Annotated in this window: 14 protein-coding genes; 10 read left to right on the plus strand and 4 right to left on the minus strand. The window is 66.3% G+C overall.

The window, feature by feature from the left end; translation table 11 throughout:
- The first annotated feature begins 7 nt into the window (after positions 1-7).
- From Q4I23_RS04755 to Q4I23_RS04795, 9 genes are all read left to right on the plus strand, one after another.
- Positions 8-997 (plus strand): hypothetical protein, encoded by a 990-nt coding sequence (locus tag Q4I23_RS04755; protein WP_498525458.1) that lies wholly within the window; start codon positions 8-10, stop codon positions 995-997.
- 287 nt (positions 998-1,284) lie between these two features.
- Positions 1,285-1,767 carry an SUF system Fe-S cluster assembly regulator gene (locus tag Q4I23_RS04760; protein ID WP_498525459.1) on the plus strand — a complete coding sequence of 161 codons (483 nt, stop codon included), beginning with the start codon at positions 1,285-1,287 and terminating at the stop codon, positions 1,765-1,767.
- 49 nt (positions 1,768-1,816) lie between these two features.
- Positions 1,817-3,304 (plus strand): Fe-S cluster assembly protein SufB, encoded by a 1,488-nt coding sequence (gene sufB / locus Q4I23_RS04765; RefSeq protein ID WP_014197137.1) that lies wholly within the window; start codon positions 1,817-1,819, stop codon positions 3,302-3,304.
- Positions 3,305-3,336: 32 nt separating this feature from the next.
- Positions 3,337-4,089 carry a Fe-S cluster assembly ATPase SufC gene (gene sufC, locus Q4I23_RS04770; RefSeq protein WP_137116359.1) on the plus strand — a complete coding sequence of 251 codons (753 nt, stop codon included), beginning with the start codon at positions 3,337-3,339 and terminating at the stop codon, positions 4,087-4,089.
- A gap of 2 nt (positions 4,090-4,091) precedes the next feature.
- Entirely contained in the window at positions 4,092-5,447 is a 1,356-nt protein-coding gene (gene sufD / locus Q4I23_RS04775; RefSeq protein WP_498525460.1) for a Fe-S cluster assembly protein SufD, read from the plus strand.
- 14 nt (positions 5,448-5,461) lie between these two features.
- Positions 5,462-6,724: a cysteine desulfurase gene (locus Q4I23_RS04780; protein WP_498525461.1), complete on the plus strand. Its 1,263-nt coding sequence runs from the start codon at positions 5,462-5,464 to the stop codon at positions 6,722-6,724.
- Positions 6,721-7,188 (plus strand): Fe-S cluster assembly sulfur transfer protein SufU, encoded by a 468-nt coding sequence (gene sufU, locus Q4I23_RS04785; protein WP_014197141.1) that lies wholly within the window; start codon positions 6,721-6,723, stop codon positions 7,186-7,188. Before Q4I23_RS04780 ends, sufU begins: the two co-directional genes overlap by 4 nt.
- A 23-nt stretch (positions 7,189-7,211) precedes the next feature.
- The gene (locus Q4I23_RS04790; protein WP_498525462.1) at positions 7,212-7,619 is read left to right on the plus strand and encodes an iron-sulfur cluster assembly protein; all 408 of its coding nucleotides are present in this window, start codon (positions 7,212-7,214) and stop codon (positions 7,617-7,619) included.
- Between the two features lie 17 nt (positions 7,620-7,636).
- Positions 7,637-7,993 (plus strand): HesB/IscA family protein, encoded by a 357-nt coding sequence (locus Q4I23_RS04795; RefSeq protein WP_454016642.1) that lies wholly within the window; start codon positions 7,637-7,639, stop codon positions 7,991-7,993.
- 71 nt (positions 7,994-8,064) lie between these two features.
- Here the strand turns inward: Q4I23_RS04795 and Q4I23_RS04800 are convergent, their stop codons facing one another.
- Genes Q4I23_RS04800 through Q4I23_RS04810 form a run of 3 tightly spaced genes read right to left on the minus strand, consistent with a single transcriptional unit; the run spans position 8,065 to position 10,602 of the window.
- On the minus strand, positions 8,065-8,646 hold the full coding sequence (locus tag Q4I23_RS04800) for a hypothetical protein (protein ID WP_498525463.1): 582 nt from the start codon (positions 8,644-8,646) through the stop codon (positions 8,065-8,067).
- A 40-nt stretch (positions 8,647-8,686) separates the two neighbouring features.
- A complete protein-coding gene (locus Q4I23_RS04805) occupies positions 8,687-9,871 on the minus strand; it encodes a M48 family metalloprotease (RefSeq protein ID WP_498525464.1) in 1,185 nt (394 codons plus the stop codon).
- A 5-nt stretch (positions 9,872-9,876) separates the two neighbouring features.
- Complete coding sequence (locus Q4I23_RS04810) at positions 9,877-10,602, minus strand: hypothetical protein (RefSeq protein ID WP_454016639.1); 726 nt, start codon at positions 10,600-10,602, stop codon at positions 9,877-9,879.
- A 241-nt stretch (positions 10,603-10,843) separates the two neighbouring features.
- Here Q4I23_RS04810 and pepN point away from each other — a divergent pair, with 241 nt between their 5' ends.
- Complete coding sequence (gene pepN, locus Q4I23_RS04815; protein ID WP_498525465.1) at positions 10,844-13,501, plus strand: aminopeptidase N; 2,658 nt, start codon at positions 10,844-10,846, stop codon at positions 13,499-13,501.
- Between the two features lie 85 nt (positions 13,502-13,586).
- On the opposite strand, the gene Q4I23_RS04820 is transcribed toward pepN, so the two are convergent.
- A complete protein-coding gene (locus Q4I23_RS04820; RefSeq protein WP_237906104.1) occupies positions 13,587-13,967 on the minus strand; it encodes a c-type cytochrome in 381 nt (126 codons plus the stop codon).
- Between the last annotated feature and the right edge of the window lie 277 nt (positions 13,968-14,244).

Here is a 14,244-nt window from a genome sequence, read left to right on the forward strand (position 1 = left end):
GCGGCCCATGAGCGACGGACCGAAGAACGGCGGTGAGAAGGGGCGCGGAACGCCCCGCGACTACGACGCGATGCAACGGGAGATCCGCGAACGCCAGGCCCGGATCGGCGACACGATCCAGGTCCTGAAGCGAAAGACCGCGCGGCTCGCTCCCCGTCACCTGATGGAGCAGACCATGAACCGGATGCACACCACCACCGGCGGCTACGGCGAACGCGCCCAGGACCGCTATTACGAGCCGATCCGCAACCAGTCCCACCAACGGTCCCATTCGGTCGGCGAGACCATGCGCAGCAACCCGATCCCGCTCGCCATGATCGGCATCGGGCTGGGCTGGCTGGCCCTCACCGCCTCCGGCTACGACCGGCGCATCGCACGCAGCGGAGCGATGCACAACGTCCGCGACCGCGCCGGAAGCGCCGCGCAATACGCTCGCGACACCTTCTACAGCGCCGGCGGCAGCGTGCGCGATGCGGCCAGCCACGCCTACGAGCGGGCCAGCGACGCGGCAAGCCATGTCTACGAACGGGCGAGCGGCGTCGTGGACGAGGCAGGCGACCGTGTGCGCGGCCTGACCGATCAGGCCCGTGACCGGGCGCAAGACATGCGCCGGGACATGAGCAGCCGCGTGGACAGTCACATCGGCAATCATGGCAACCATGGCGGCGCCAGCCATTTCCGGGCTTCGGAACGGCTGCACAGCGCGACCGGACGTTTCTGGGAGATGGTGGACGACCATCCGGTGGTGGCCGGCATGATGGGCGTCGCGCTCGGCGCCGCGCTCGGCGCCAGCATCCCGTCCTCCCGCTATGAGGACCGCTGGGTCGGGGACTACGCCGACGAGGCGACGAGCCGCGCCAAGGAGATGGCCCTCGACGCCATGGACCGCGGCACCCGCGCCGCCCGCGCGGCGGTCGAAGCCGCCAAGGAAGAGGTCGGCGACGCGGTGAGCGCGGCCAGCGACGCGGCCCGGGAGGAGGCGCGCAAGCCGGGCTGATCCGGTTTCGCTCATGGCTCCCCCGTCGGCTCCCTTCGGGTTCCACGCTGACTGCACCGGCCCCGCGGCCTCCACCGCGGGGCCGGTCTTTCTTTGTCCGACCGCAGTGCATGGGCTTCCCGTGGGTGGAGAGCATCCGCGACAGTTCGCCGCAGCGTGCGCCGGGCGCAGGCCTGCCATCCTTATACCCGAGTGTTTTTCCCGGTTATCCCGCTCCGGTTCCGCTTGACAAAGGTCCTATGATGGCCACTTAATCAGGACCAATTTAGTCCTGTATCGGGGTGGTCATGATCCGGCTGAGCAAGCTGACCGACTACGCCATCGTCGTGATGAGCGAAATGGCGCGCCATGTGGGCACGGTTCACACCGTCTCCCATCTGGCGGAGCGCACGGGCGTGCCCTCCCCCACGGTCGCCAAGCTCATGAAGACGCTGACCCCGGCGGGCCTTACGACCTCGCACCGCGGCGCCGCCGGTGGTTATGCGCTCAGCCGCACCGCTGACGCAATCTCTATCGCCGAGATCATCACGGCGCTCGACGGCCCGATCGCGCTCACCGCCTGCGTGGAGGGCGGCGACAGCCAGTGCGGCGTGCAGCGCCTGTGCCCGATGCGCGGCGGCTGGGAAAAGGTCAACAGCGCCATCCGCGGCGCGCTCGAACAGGTGACCCTGGCCGACATGATGGGACCGCCCGCCTGGGCGGAGGGTCCACCCGGCCCGCTCGACAGCATTGGAGCCGGCCCCAGCCCGGCACGGCGCGCCGCCGTCTGACGTTTCGGCGCCTTCATCGGACAACGCTTTCAGGGAACGAGAGACAAGCATGGCCGCCACGACCGAAACCGTCGAACAGGTCCGCGCCGTCACGGAGCAGAAGTACAAGTACGGCTTCACGACGGACATCGAATCGGATGTCGCGCCCAAGGGCCTGAACGAGGACATCGTCCGCTTCATCTCCGCCAAGAAAGAGGAGCCGGAATGGCTTCTCGAATGGCGCCTGAAGGCGTTCCGCGTCTGGCAGGAGATGGAGGAGCCGCGCCACTGGGCGAAGCTGTCCTTCCCGCCGATCGACTATCAGGACGCGCACTACTACGCCGCGCCCAAGATGAAGGACCGCCCGAAGTCGCTGGACGAGGTCGATCCCGAACTGCTGAAGACCTACGAGAAGCTGGGCATCCCGCTGCGCGAGCAGGAGATCCTGGCCGGCGTCGAGGGGGCCGAGGGCAAGAGCCCGGCCATCGCCGTGGACGCCGTGTTCGACAGCGTGTCGGTCGCCACCACCTTCAAGGCCAAGCTGGAGGAGATGGGCATCATCTTCTGCGCGATCTCCGAGGCCGTGCACAAGTGTCCGGAGCTGGTCCAGAAGTACCTCGGCTCGGTCGTGCCCTACACCGACAACTTCTACGCGACGCTGAACTGCGCGGTCTTCACCGACGGCAGCTTCGTCTACATCCCGAAGGGCGTGCGCTGCCCGATGGAGCTGTCCACCTACTTCCGCATCAACCAGGCCAACACCGGCCAGTTCGAGCGGACGCTGATCATCGCCGACGAGGGCAGCTACGTCAGCTATCTGGAAGGCTGCACAGCGCCCCAGCGCGACGAGAACCAGCTTCACGCCGCGGTGGTCGAGCTGGTCGCGCTGGATGACGCGCAGATCAAGTACTCGACGGTCCAGAACTGGTATCCGGGCAACGCGGAGGGCGTCGGCGGCATCTACAACTTCGTGACGAAGCGCGGCGCCTGCCGCGGCCGCAACTCCAAGATCTCCTGGACCCAGGTGGAAACCGGTTCCGCCATCACCTGGAAGTACCCGAGCTGCATCCTGCAGGGCGACAATTCGGTGGGCGAGTTCTATTCGGTCGCCATCACCAACAACTTCCAGCAGGCCGACACCGGCACCAAGATGATCCACATCGGCAAGAACACCCGCTCGACCATCGTGTCGAAGGGCATCTCCGCCGGGCGGGCGCAGCAGACCTACCGCGGGCTGGTCAAGATCCTGCCGAAGGCGGAGGGTGCGCGCAACCACACCCAGTGCGACAGCCTGCTGATCGGCGACCAGTGCGGCGCCCACACGGTGCCCTACATCGAGAACCGCAACCGCACCGCCCGCGTCGAGCACGAGGCGACGACCGCCAAGATCAGCGAGGACCAGCTCTTCTACTGCCGCCAGCGCGGCCTGTCGGAAGAGGACGCCGTGTCGCTGATCGTCAACGGCTTCTGCAAGGAAGTGCTGAAGGAGCTGCCCATGGAGTTCGCCGTGGAAGCCCAGAAGCTCGTCGGCATCAGCCTCGAAGGCAGCGTCGGTTGATCGCCCACCGCATCGCGAAGGAAGAAGAAACGATGATCGAGATCAAGAACCTGCACGCCACGGTGGACGGCAAGGAAATCCTCAAGGGCATCGACCTGACGATCAACCCGGGCGAGGTGCACGCCATCATGGGGCCGAACGGCTCGGGCAAGAGCACGCTCAGCTACGTGCTGGCCGGCCGCGACGGTTATGAGATCACCGAGGGCTCGGTGAGCTTCTTCGGCAAGGACCTTCTGGAGATGGAGCCGGAGGAGCGCGCCGCCGCCGGCCTGTTCCTGGCCTTCCAGTACCCGGTCGAGATCCCCGGCGTCGCCAACACCACCTTCCTGAAGTCTGCCCTGAACGCCATCCGCAAGCAGCGCGGCGAGCCGGAACTGGACGCCATGCAGTTCCTGAAGCTGGTGCGCGAGAAGACCAAGGCGCTGAGCATGACCGACGAGATGCTGAAGCGCGCGGTCAACGTCGGCTTCTCCGGCGGCGAGAAGAAGCGGAACGAGACGCTCCAGATGGCCGTCCTCCAGCCGAAGTTCGCCATCCTCGACGAGACGGACAGCGGCCTGGACATCGACGCGCTGAAGATCGTGGCCGAGGGCGTGAACGCGCTCCGCTCGCCGGAGCGGTCGATGCTGGTCATCACCCACTACCAGCGCCTGCTCGACTACATCGTTCCGGACCATGTCCATGTGCTGGCCTTCGGCAAGATCCAGCGCTCCGGCGGCAAGGAGCTGGCGCTGGAGCTGGAGAAGAACGGCTACGCCGAGTTCGGCGTGAACGAGGCGGCCTGACCATGGCGACGACAACCCTCACGAAGGCACCGCGGGGCTACGACCCGGCGGCGGCCAAGCCCTTCCTGGAGCAGTTCGACCGGGTCAAGGACGGCCTGCCCGGCGCCGGCCTGCCCTGGCTGAACGAGCTGCGCAGCCAGGGTCATGACCGCTTCGCCGCGCTCGGCCTGCCGACCGTCAAGAACGAGTCCTGGCGCTACACCAACCTGCGCGCGCTCGACAAGCTGGCCTTCCAGCCGGCGGTCGAAACCGGCGACACCGTCCGCTTCGACGTGCTGCCGACCGTGCGCACGGACGGCACGACCGGCCCACGGCTGGTCTTCGTCGACGGGCGCTTCCGGGCGGAGCTGTCCTCCACCGCTGGCCTGCCGGCGGGTGTGGAACTGCTGAACCTCGCCGACGCCTTGGCGCGCAAGCCCGATCTGGTGGCCGAGCATCTGGGCCGCATCGCCGCCCCCGACGATCAGCCTCTGGTCGCGCTGAACACCGCCTTCCTGGCGGACGGCCCGGTCCTGCATGTGCCGCGCGGCGTCGCGGTGGACGAGACCATCGAGCTGGTCTTCGTGTCGGTCGGTTCCGAGGCGCAGCCCACCGCCTTCCACCCGCGCGGTCTGATCGTCGCGGAGGCGGACTCCCGCGCCGTGATCGTCGAGCATCACGTGGGCCTGGGTTCCTGCACCACCCTGTCGAACGGCGTGACCGAGGTCTTCGTCGGCGAGGGCGCGTCGGTCCACCACTACAAGGTCCAGCGCGAGCACGCGGAGTCCTTCCACCTGTCGCACACCGCGGCGAAGGTGGCCGGCAAGGGCGTGTACGACAACTTCATCCTGACCATCGGCGCCAAGCTGTCGCGCAACGAGGTGAACAGCGTCCTGGATGGCGAGGAAGGCGACACGCATGTCAGCGGCGCCTACATGGTGCGCGGCGGCCAGCATGTCGACACCACGACCTTCATCGACCACGCCAAGCCCTGCTGCACCAGCCGCGAGGTCTACAAGGGCGTGATCGACGACCAGGCCCGCGCCGTCTTCCAGGGCAAGATCATCGTGCGCCCCAACGCCCAGAAGACCGACGGCTACCAGCAGAACCGCGCGCTCCTGCTCTCCGACACCGCGGAGATCGACGCCAAGCCGGAGCTGGAGATCTACGCCGACGACGTGAAGTGCAGCCACGGCGCCACGGTGGGCGAACTGGACGACGACCAGCTCTTCTACCTGCGCGCCCGCGGCATCGACAAGGATACGGCGCGCGGCCTGCTGATCGGCGCCTTCCTGTCCGAGGCGCTGGAGGAGATCGCCGAGGAGAGCGTCCGCGACGCCTTCCAGAGCTACGTCGCCAACTGGCAGAACGCGCGCTGAGGAGGGACCCGGAGATGGACACCCAGATCACCCTCCCCACCTTCGATGTCGAGCGCGTGCGCGCCGACTTCCCCATCCTGTCGCGCAGCGTGCACGAGCGGAAGGGCAAGCCCGGCAAGCCGCTCGTCTATCTCGACAGCGCCGCCTCCGCGCAGAAGCCGCGGCAGGTCATCGACGCGATGACCCGCTTCCTGGAGGAGGATTATTCCAACATCCACCGGGGCGTCCATTTCCTGTCGCAGACCGCGACCGACCAGTTCGAGGAGGCCCGCCGCAAGGTCGCCCGCTTCCTGAACGCCCCGTCGGAGCGCAACATCGTCTTCACCCGCAGCGCGACCGAGGCGTTCAACCTCGTCGCCCACAGCTATGGCCGGACCTTCCTGTCGGAAGGCGACGAGATCATCGTCTCGGTCATGGAGCACCACGCCAACATCGTGCCGTGGCAGCTCCTCCAGATGGACAAGGGAATCCGCATCAAGGTCGTCCCGGTGGACGAGCACGGCGTGCTGGACCTGAACGCCTTCGAGGACCTGCTGTCCGACCGCACGAAGCTGGTGGCGATGACCCACTGCTCCAACGTGCTGGGCACGGTGACGCCGGCCAAGATCATCGCCCGCATGGCGCATGAGCGCGGCGTGCCGGTGCTGTTCGACGGCAGCCAGGCCGCCGTGCACGGCGTGGTGGATGTCCAGGACATCGATGCCGACCTCTACATCATGACCGGCCACAAGCTCTACGGCCCGACCGGGACCGGCGTGCTGTACGGCAAGTACGACCTGCTGAAGAAGATGCCCCCCTACCAGGGCGGCGGCGACATGATCGAGAGCGTCAGCTTCGAAGGCACCACCTTCAAGGCCCCGCCGGCCCGCTTCGAGGCCGGCACCCCGGCGATCACCGAGGTCATCGGGCTGGGTGTGGCGCTGGACTACATGGAAAAGCTGGGCCGCAAGGCCATCGCGGCGCATGAGCACGACCTGCTCCAGTACGCCACGCAGCAGCTTTCCCAGGTCGACGGCCTGCGCGTCTACGGCACCGCGCCGGGCAAGGGCCCGATCATCTCCTTCACGCTGGAGGGCGTGCACCCGCACGACCTCGGCACCATCGTGGACCAGTACGGCGTCGCCGTGCGGGTCGGCCGCCACTGCGCGGAGCCGTTGATGGAGCGTTTCGGCGTCGGCGCCACGGCGCGGGCCAGCTTCGCCCTTTACAACACGCGGGCGGAAGCCGACGCTCTGGTCGAATCGGTGATCGCGGTGAAGGAGTTCTTCGGAGCATGATGGACGAACTGCGCGAGCTGTACCAGGAAGTGATTCTGGACCACGGCAAGAACCCCCGGAATTTCCGGCATCCCGACGATGCCAACCGGGAGGCCAAGGGCGAGAACCCCATGTGCGGTGATCGCTTCATGGTCTACCTGAAGCTGAAGGATGGGGTGGTGGAGGATGTGGCCTTCCAGGGCCGCGGCTGCGCCATCTCCACCGCCAGCGCGTCCATGATGACCGAGGTGGTCAAGGGCAAGACCGAGGCGGAAGCCAAGGCTCTGTTCGAGACCTTCCACGACCTGTGCACCAAGGACGACCACGACCACGGCGACCACGGTCCGGTGGACGAGGACGCCATGGAACGGCTGATGGTGCTGTCCGGCGTCCGTCAGTTCCCGGTGCGCGTGAAATGCGCCACCCTCGCCTGGCACGCGATGAACGCGGCCATCGAAGGCGAGGACAAGGCGAGCAGCGAGTAAGTTGCAGGAAACGGTGAAACGCGATGCCCGATGACGCGATCTCCAAGGAAGCCGACGCCGCGGAGGCCAAGCCGATGAACCAGACCGAAGCGGACATGGCTGCGGCCACGGCCGCCTACGACCCGCGCGCCGCGCTGAGCGAGGCGGTGATCTCGGCGCTGAAGAGCTGCTACGACCCGGAAATCCCCGTGGACATCTGGGAACTGGGCCTGATCTACCGCGTCGACATCGGCCCGAACAACGAGGTCGAGATCGACATGACCCTGACCAGCCCCATGTGCCCAGTGGCCGGCGAACTGCCGATGCAGGTGCAGCAGGCGGTTGCGTCCGTCGAGGACGTCACCACATGCAAGGTTGAGCTGGTTTGGGAACCACCCTGGCGCCAGGACATGATGTCCGAGGTCGCGCGGGTCCAACTGGATATGTTCTAAGGAGGCGAAGATCCCCCATGGCTACGGCTTCTACGGCTTCTCTTCCCAAGGCCCTTTCCATCACCGACGCCGCCGCCGAGCGTGTGCGGCTGTTGATGGCGAAGGCGACCGACGATTACATCGGCCTGCGCATCGGCGTGAAGGCCAAGGGCTGCTCCGGCCTCAGCTATGACGTGCAGTACGCCAAGGAAAAGATGAAGTTCGACGAGGTGGTGGAGGACAAGGGGGTCACCGTCCTGATCGACCCCGCCGCCGTCATGTTCCTGATCGGCAGCGAGATGGACTACGTTGACGACAAGTTCCAGACCGGCTTCGTCTTCAAGAACCCGAACGAGAAGGGCCGCTGCGGCTGCGGCGAGAGCTTCCACGTTTGACGGGCACCCGCCTCTCCCGTTTCCGACGGGAGAGGCGTTGAACGCTGGGCATCCGGAACGGGATGCGTCGGTTAGGCTTTGTCGATGATGCGCATCGACGCGATGATGCGGTCCACCTCCGGAGCGTATTTCGGACGGTAGTGCAACCGTGCCCCTTGATGGGCGACCATGTACAGCCTGCCGTTCTTCTGAACCAGGACCGCTACACCATCACGATCCAGCTCATCCTCTCCTGAGAAGGAGAAATCGAGGCGAATCCCCTCACCTCCGGCGACCGTCTGCGGCTTCAGCGAGCGGACTGTGAAGACCTTTGCCTTGAAGGTCTTGGTGAAGGCCGATTCGAACAGGCTGCTCAGGTCTTCGGTCGGCATCCCCGCCCGGTAGGCCGGCGGCTTTTCATTGCTTCCGGTGATGTTGAACAGGGGCTTTCCATCCTCGATCCCTGCGGCGAGGATCAGCAGGTCCAACTGTTCGCCATCGACCGTCCAGAAATCCAGGTTTCCCGTATCCGCCGATCCCAAGGCCGTGATCCGGTTCCACTCGATGCCCGGTTCGACGGTCATGCCGCTGCGGACGGTCACCTTTTCCGTCGATGGGACAAGCACGTAGTGCACGCAGCCGGACAGCGCCACCAAGGCGCACAGCACGGCCATGGTGTGGGCCAGGGTGCGGATTGCAAACTGCGGCATAGGATCAACTCTCCAGGGCGATGTAGCTTTGAATGAGGTCGCGGTCCGTCGCCCTCGGTGCGAGCGACAAGTAACGCTGGAAGGCTTCCGCCGACGGTCCCCGTTCCCCCTGCTGGCGCAGGACGAGGCCGAAACCGCGCCAGGCTTCGGGCGGGGCGTCCGGGGCGGCAAGAGACCGTTCGTACCAGCCCCGCGCACGGCCCAAGTCCCCGTTCTCGGCGCGGAGACGGTGGACCTCGCCGTAGAAATGCATGATGTCCGCATCGGGCGGAATGTCGGAACAGAGCTGATCGAGCAGAACCAGCGTCCGCGCAAACTGACGCATCCGCAATTCATCCTCGAACAACGTCCGGCGCAGGCCCCGCAAGGTTTTGCGGTAAGGTTCGGCCCCCTCGGTCTGCCCCGGCTGAGCCAAGCCGGACGCCTTCGCCTTCAGGATCGCCTGCCGCTCCTCCGGCTCCGGATGCGACGCGAAGAAGACGTTGCGCTCGGCCTCCTCCGCCATCGCCTTCTTCTCGGCGACCAGCTGTTCCCAGACGCGGGCGGCTTCTCCCGGCGCGTAACCGGCCTTCGCCATGAGCTGGATGCCGATGTCGTCGGCCTCCCGCTCCTGGTCGCGGGAGTAGGAGAATATGCTGGCGAGCAAAGCCATCTGGGTCAGGCTTCCCACCGCGGGGATGCCGGCCAGGGCCAGACCGAGGCTCAGGAATGCCCCGAAATCCGCCTTGGCCCGCGCGTCGCGCCATTTCTGCAACGAATGCTTCCGCAGGTAATGCCCGATTTCGTGACCCAGAATGGCGGCCAGCTGCGCCTCGTTGCGGGTGCGCAGAAGAAGGCCGGAATAGACCTGCATCATCCCGTTCGGCGCCATCGATGCGTTGAACACCGGCGTGCGCACGACATAGACCCGGATGTCGGCGCAATGGTCCGCGGTCATGCGGCACACGATGTCGCGCAGATAGGCGTTCACGGCCTCGTCGCGCACCAGGGCGCGGGACCGCTTCAGCTCGCTCTCCGTCCGGTCCATCACCTGCCAGAGGCCACCCTCGTCCGTCGCTGCGGACGGCCGGTAACCGGGTGCGGTGTTGCCATCCCCCGTCCCGGTGGTCGTGCAACCGGTCACCGCCAAGGCCGAACAGCAGCCGCAACCGGCAAGAAAACTCCGGCGGTGCATTGTATGGCGATGCATGGCGGTCACTTCGGGAAGTCCGCCAGCAGCACCTTGGCGGTTTCGCGCGCCGGTTCCACCGTGCGCAGGTCGCCGGCGCCCCGCATCAGCCGGTTGAACCAGACGATGTCCCCGGTTTCGAGATCCACCAGCGACGCGAAGCCGACCTGTGTGCCCCCCTGCACACCGACGCCCAGCACCGCCGCCGCGACCATCAAGGCGACCCGTCCGCCGCTCGCGTAACTGTCGCGCACCCAGACGAACAGCGCATAATCGGCACCGGTCGCCTCTTTCAGAGTCCTCGCGGTGGTTCCCAGGGTCCAGTCGAACTTGCCGCGCTTGGTCGGCAGTTTCTTGATGTCGAAAAAGTGGTGGATCATGGCCGACGTGCCGACCTTCTCATGCAGCCGTTGCAACTGATGCAGAGTGTCCACGACCTCAGGATTGGCCTTGCTGTCGTCGAAAGCGGCGATGCTCAGCCCCAAATCGGCCTGTTGCTCATCGAAAGCCACGGCCAGATGACGGCGCGCCGCCTCGGTCCATTCAGCTTTCGGTTCTTTCATTCCGGCGGCCGACAGCTCGCTGAGCTCAACATCCAGAGGCATCAGCACAATCCGAGTGCTGTTGCCTGGGCGCTTGATCGTCTCGACATGCTTTACGCTGGATTGGCAGGCGGACAGCAGAACCACCGACAGAAGAACAGCGAGAACTCTACCGAACACGGAAAGCGCGGGAAACGATCGACCGTACACGCCAAAGCTCCATCATACTGGGATAACCATACCATTCGGGATAACCCTTTCAGTTCTATGTATCATTAAGGGCAAAATCAACAGATACCGCCACCTGCAGTCACTGCCTGCATGTCGGGATGGGTAGGGCACGATGGATGCGCCTTGCCCCTGTCCAACAGCGTCCCGCGTCCCCACTCTCCATGCTAGAGTCCGTCCCCGCGACGCCGACACGGCCAAAACAAGGTTAGAGAAAAGCCCCATGGACAAAGGCACGCCCAAGGCCATCCGCCTGCAGGACTACCGCCCGCCCGCGCACCTGATCGACACGGTCGATCTGTTCTTCGACCTCGGCGAGGAGGTGACTACGGTCCGCGCGCAGCTCGGGCTGCGGCGCAACCCGGCGCGCGACGATGCGTCGGCGCTGCCGCTGACGCTGGACGGGCAGCGGCTGGAACTGGTGTCCGTGGCACTGAACGGACAGCCGCTGGGCGATGCCGACTACACCGTCACGCCGGACCATCTGACCGTCCACAACGTGCCGGAAACCTTCACGCTGGAAACCGTCGTCCGCATCAAGCCACAGGAGAACACGGCGCTGGAAGGGCTCTACAAATCCTCCGGCAACTTCTGCAGCCAGTGCGAGGCGGAGGGCTTCCGCAAGATTACCTATTTCGCCGACCGGCCCGACGTGATGGCCCGCTACACCACCACGATCACCGCGGACAAGGCGCGCTACCCGGTGCTGCTGTCCAACGGCAATCTCATGGAATCCGGCGACCTGCCCGATGGGCGCCACCGCGCGGTGTGGGAGGACCCCTTCCCCAAGCCCTGCTACCTGTTCGCCCTGGTCGCCGGCACGCTGGTGCATCAGGAGGACAGCTTCCGCACCGCGTCCGGCCGCGACGTCACCCTGCGCATCTATGTCGAGCCGGGGAACGAGGACAAGGTCGAGCACGCCATGCGCTCGCTCATCAAGTCGATGCGCTGGGACGAGGAAGTGTTCGGTCTGGAGTACGACCTCGACATCTTCAACATCGTCGCGGTCGGCGACTTCAACATGGGGGCGATGGAGAACAAGTCGCTCAACGTCTTCAACACCAAATACATCCTGGCGAAGCCGGAAACCGCCACCGATCAGGATTTCCTGGGCATCGAGGCCGTGGTGGCGCACGAGTATTTCCACAACTGGACCGGCAACCGCGTCACCTGCCGCGACTGGTTCCAACTCTCGCTGAAGGAAGGGCTGACCGTTTTCCGCGACCAGGAGTTCTCCAGCGACATGAATTCGCGGGCGGTCAAGCGCATCGCCGACGTGCAGCGCCTGCGCACCGTGCAGTTCCCGGAGGATTCCGGCGCCATGGCGCACCCTGTGCGCCCGGACAGCTATGTGGAGATCAACAACTTCTACACCCCCACCGTCTACGACAAGGGGTCGGAAGTCATCCGCATGTACCACACGCTGCTGGGGCCGCAGGGCTTCCGCAAGGGCATGGACCTGTATTTCCAGCGCCATGACGGGCAGGCGGTCACCTGCGACGATTTCGCGGCGGCGATGTCCGACGCAACCGGCGTGGACCTGACCCAGTTCAAGCGCTGGTACCGGCAGGCCGGCACGCCGGAGCTGGACGTCGCCGGCGCCTATGACGGCGCATCGAAGACCTACCGGCTGACCGTCAAGCAGACCGTGCCGCCCACCCCCGGCCAGCCGGTGAAGGAGCCAATGCACATCCCGCTGGTCATGGGGTTGCTCGGTCCGGACGGGGCGGACCTGCCGCTGCGCCTGACCGGCGAGGCCGAGGCCGCCGGCACCAGCCGCACCCTGCACATCACCGAGGCCGAGCAGACCTTCACGTTCGTCGACGTGCCGGCCCGCCCGGTGCCGTCGCTGCTGCGCGGCTTCTCCGCCCCGGTGAAGCTGCGGGCCGACCTGACGGACGGCGACCTGACCTTCCTGATGGCCAACGACAGCGACGCCTTCAACCGCTGGGAGGCCGGGCAGACGCTGGCGACCCGGCTGCTGCTCTCCCTCGTCGCCGACCGTCAGGCCGGGCGGGAGCTGGCGCTGCCGCAGAGCTTCATCGACGCGGTGGGCGCCGTCCTGAAGGACGCCGACCGGGACCCGGCCTTCGCCGCTCAGGCCCTGGTGCTGCCGACCGAGAGCTACCTCGGCACCCAGATGGAGGTGATCGACCCCGACGCCATCCACGCCGTGCGCGAATTTGCCCGCCGCCGGCTGGCCGAAGCGCTGCGACCGGGCTGGCTCGACACGCACCGCCGCAACGCGGGCAACGAGCCCTTCTCGGTGGACGCGGCGGCGATCGGGCGGCGCGCGCTGAAGAATCTGTGCCTCGCCTACCTGATGGCGCTGGAGGATGAGGAGGCGCTGGGCCTCTGCCTCAGCCAGTATCGCGGCGCCCAGGCGATGACCGACGTGATGGCGGCGCTGCAGTTCCTCAGCAATTCCAACGCGCCGGAGCGGGACGAGGCCATCGCCGCTTTCTACGAGCGCTGGAAGGGGGAGGCGCTGGTGGTCGACAAGTGGTTCGGCGTGCAGGCGACCTCGCACCGGCCCGATGCCCTGGAGCGGGTGACGGAACTGCTCGCCCATCCTGCCTTCGAGATCCGCAACCCGAACAAGGTCTACGCCCTGATCGGCGGCTTCGCGGGCGGCAACCCAGTGCGCTTCCACGACACCAGCGGGGCGGGCTACCGCTTCCTGGCCGATCAGGTCCTGCGGCTCGACCCGATGAACCCGCAGGTGGCGGCGCGCATGGTCGGTCCCTTCTCGCGCCTGCGCCGCTACGATGCGCCGCGCCGCGCCCTGATGAAAGCCGAGTTGGAGCGCATCGTCGCCACGCCAGGCCTGTCGCCCGACGTCTTCGAGGTGGCGAGCAAGAGCCTGGAGGCGGCCGGCTGATCGGAAGAGGGCTGTTGAAAAAGGAAAGGGCCGGAGGGTTTCCCCTCCGGCCCGTCCGTACCCCCGCGCCGAAACGCGGGCGTCTTTACTTCTGCTCGGCCAGGAAGGCGACCAGGTCGTCCACCTTGCCGGCGTCCTTGATGCCGGCGAAGGCCATCGTGCCACCCGGAACGACTTCCTTCGGGGCGGTGATGTAGGCCTTCAGGTTGTCCGGGGTCCAGGTCAGACCGCCGGCGGCCTTCTCCTGCATCGGCTTAGAGTACTTGAAGCCGTCGATGGCGGCGGCCGGGCGGCCAACGACGCCGAACAGCGACGGGCCGACCTTGTTCTTGCCCTGCTCGGCCGTGTGGCAGGCCATGCACTGCTTGAAGACGTCCTTACCGGCGGCGGCGTCAGCGGCCTGCGCGGCGCCCGCGCCCATGGCAATGCCGGCGATCAGGGCGGCGCCCAGGATATGCTTGTTCATTGGTCAGATTCCCCCTTCCGGATGAGGCCGGCGTTCTGGTGCCGGCAGGTTCGGGCGCAGCATACACATTCTGTGGTTAAGGCCAACCCCCCAACGTGTCGCGCCCACAGCACAAACACCAAATACGGGTTATTTCATCCATGCCAGAAGAAGGACAAGAACGGCCACCACGACCAGCGCCGCCCAAGGCACATAAAAGCCGCCACGCCCCCGGGCGGCGGGAAGGGGAATGGGGACTGTCTCTTATACACATCTGACGCTGCCGACGATTATACGC

The organism is Azospirillum sp. UFLA03-27, assembly GCF_059803775.1.

Bases quoted from the DNA above. Each gene is read 5' to 3' on its own strand.
- Q4I23_RS04755 (WP_498525458.1), top strand. From the start codon at position 8: ATGAGCGACGGACCGAAGAACGGCGGTGAGAAGGGGCGCGGAACGCCC.
- Q4I23_RS04760 (WP_498525459.1), top strand. From the start codon at position 1,285: ATGATCCGGCTGAGCAAGCTGACCGACTACGCCATCGTCGTGATGAGC.
- sufB (WP_014197137.1), top strand. From the start codon at position 1,817: ATGGCCGCCACGACCGAAACCGTCGAACAGGTCCGCGCCGTCACGGAG.
- sufC (WP_137116359.1), top strand. From the start codon at position 3,337: ATGATCGAGATCAAGAACCTGCACGCCACGGTGGACGGCAAGGAAATC.
- sufD (WP_498525460.1), top strand. From the start codon at position 4,092: ATGGCGACGACAACCCTCACGAAGGCACCGCGGGGCTACGACCCGGCG.
- Q4I23_RS04780 (WP_498525461.1), top strand. From the start codon at position 5,462: ATGGACACCCAGATCACCCTCCCCACCTTCGATGTCGAGCGCGTGCGC.
- sufU (WP_014197141.1), top strand. From the start codon at position 6,721: ATGATGGACGAACTGCGCGAGCTGTACCAGGAAGTGATTCTGGACCAC.
- Q4I23_RS04790 (WP_498525462.1), top strand. From the start codon at position 7,212: ATGCCCGATGACGCGATCTCCAAGGAAGCCGACGCCGCGGAGGCCAAG.
- Q4I23_RS04795 (WP_454016642.1), top strand. From the start codon at position 7,637: ATGGCTACGGCTTCTACGGCTTCTCTTCCCAAGGCCCTTTCCATCACC.
- Q4I23_RS04800 (WP_498525463.1), bottom strand. From the start codon at position 8,646: ATGGCCGTGCTGTGCGCCTTGGTGGCGCTGTCCGGCTGCGTGCACTAC.
- Q4I23_RS04805 (WP_498525464.1), bottom strand. From the start codon at position 9,871: ATGCATCGCCATACAATGCACCGCCGGAGTTTTCTTGCCGGTTGCGGC.
- pepN (WP_498525465.1), top strand. From the start codon at position 10,844: ATGGACAAAGGCACGCCCAAGGCCATCCGCCTGCAGGACTACCGCCCG.
- Q4I23_RS04820 (WP_237906104.1), bottom strand. From the start codon at position 13,967: ATGAACAAGCATATCCTGGGCGCCGCCCTGATCGCCGGCATTGCCATG.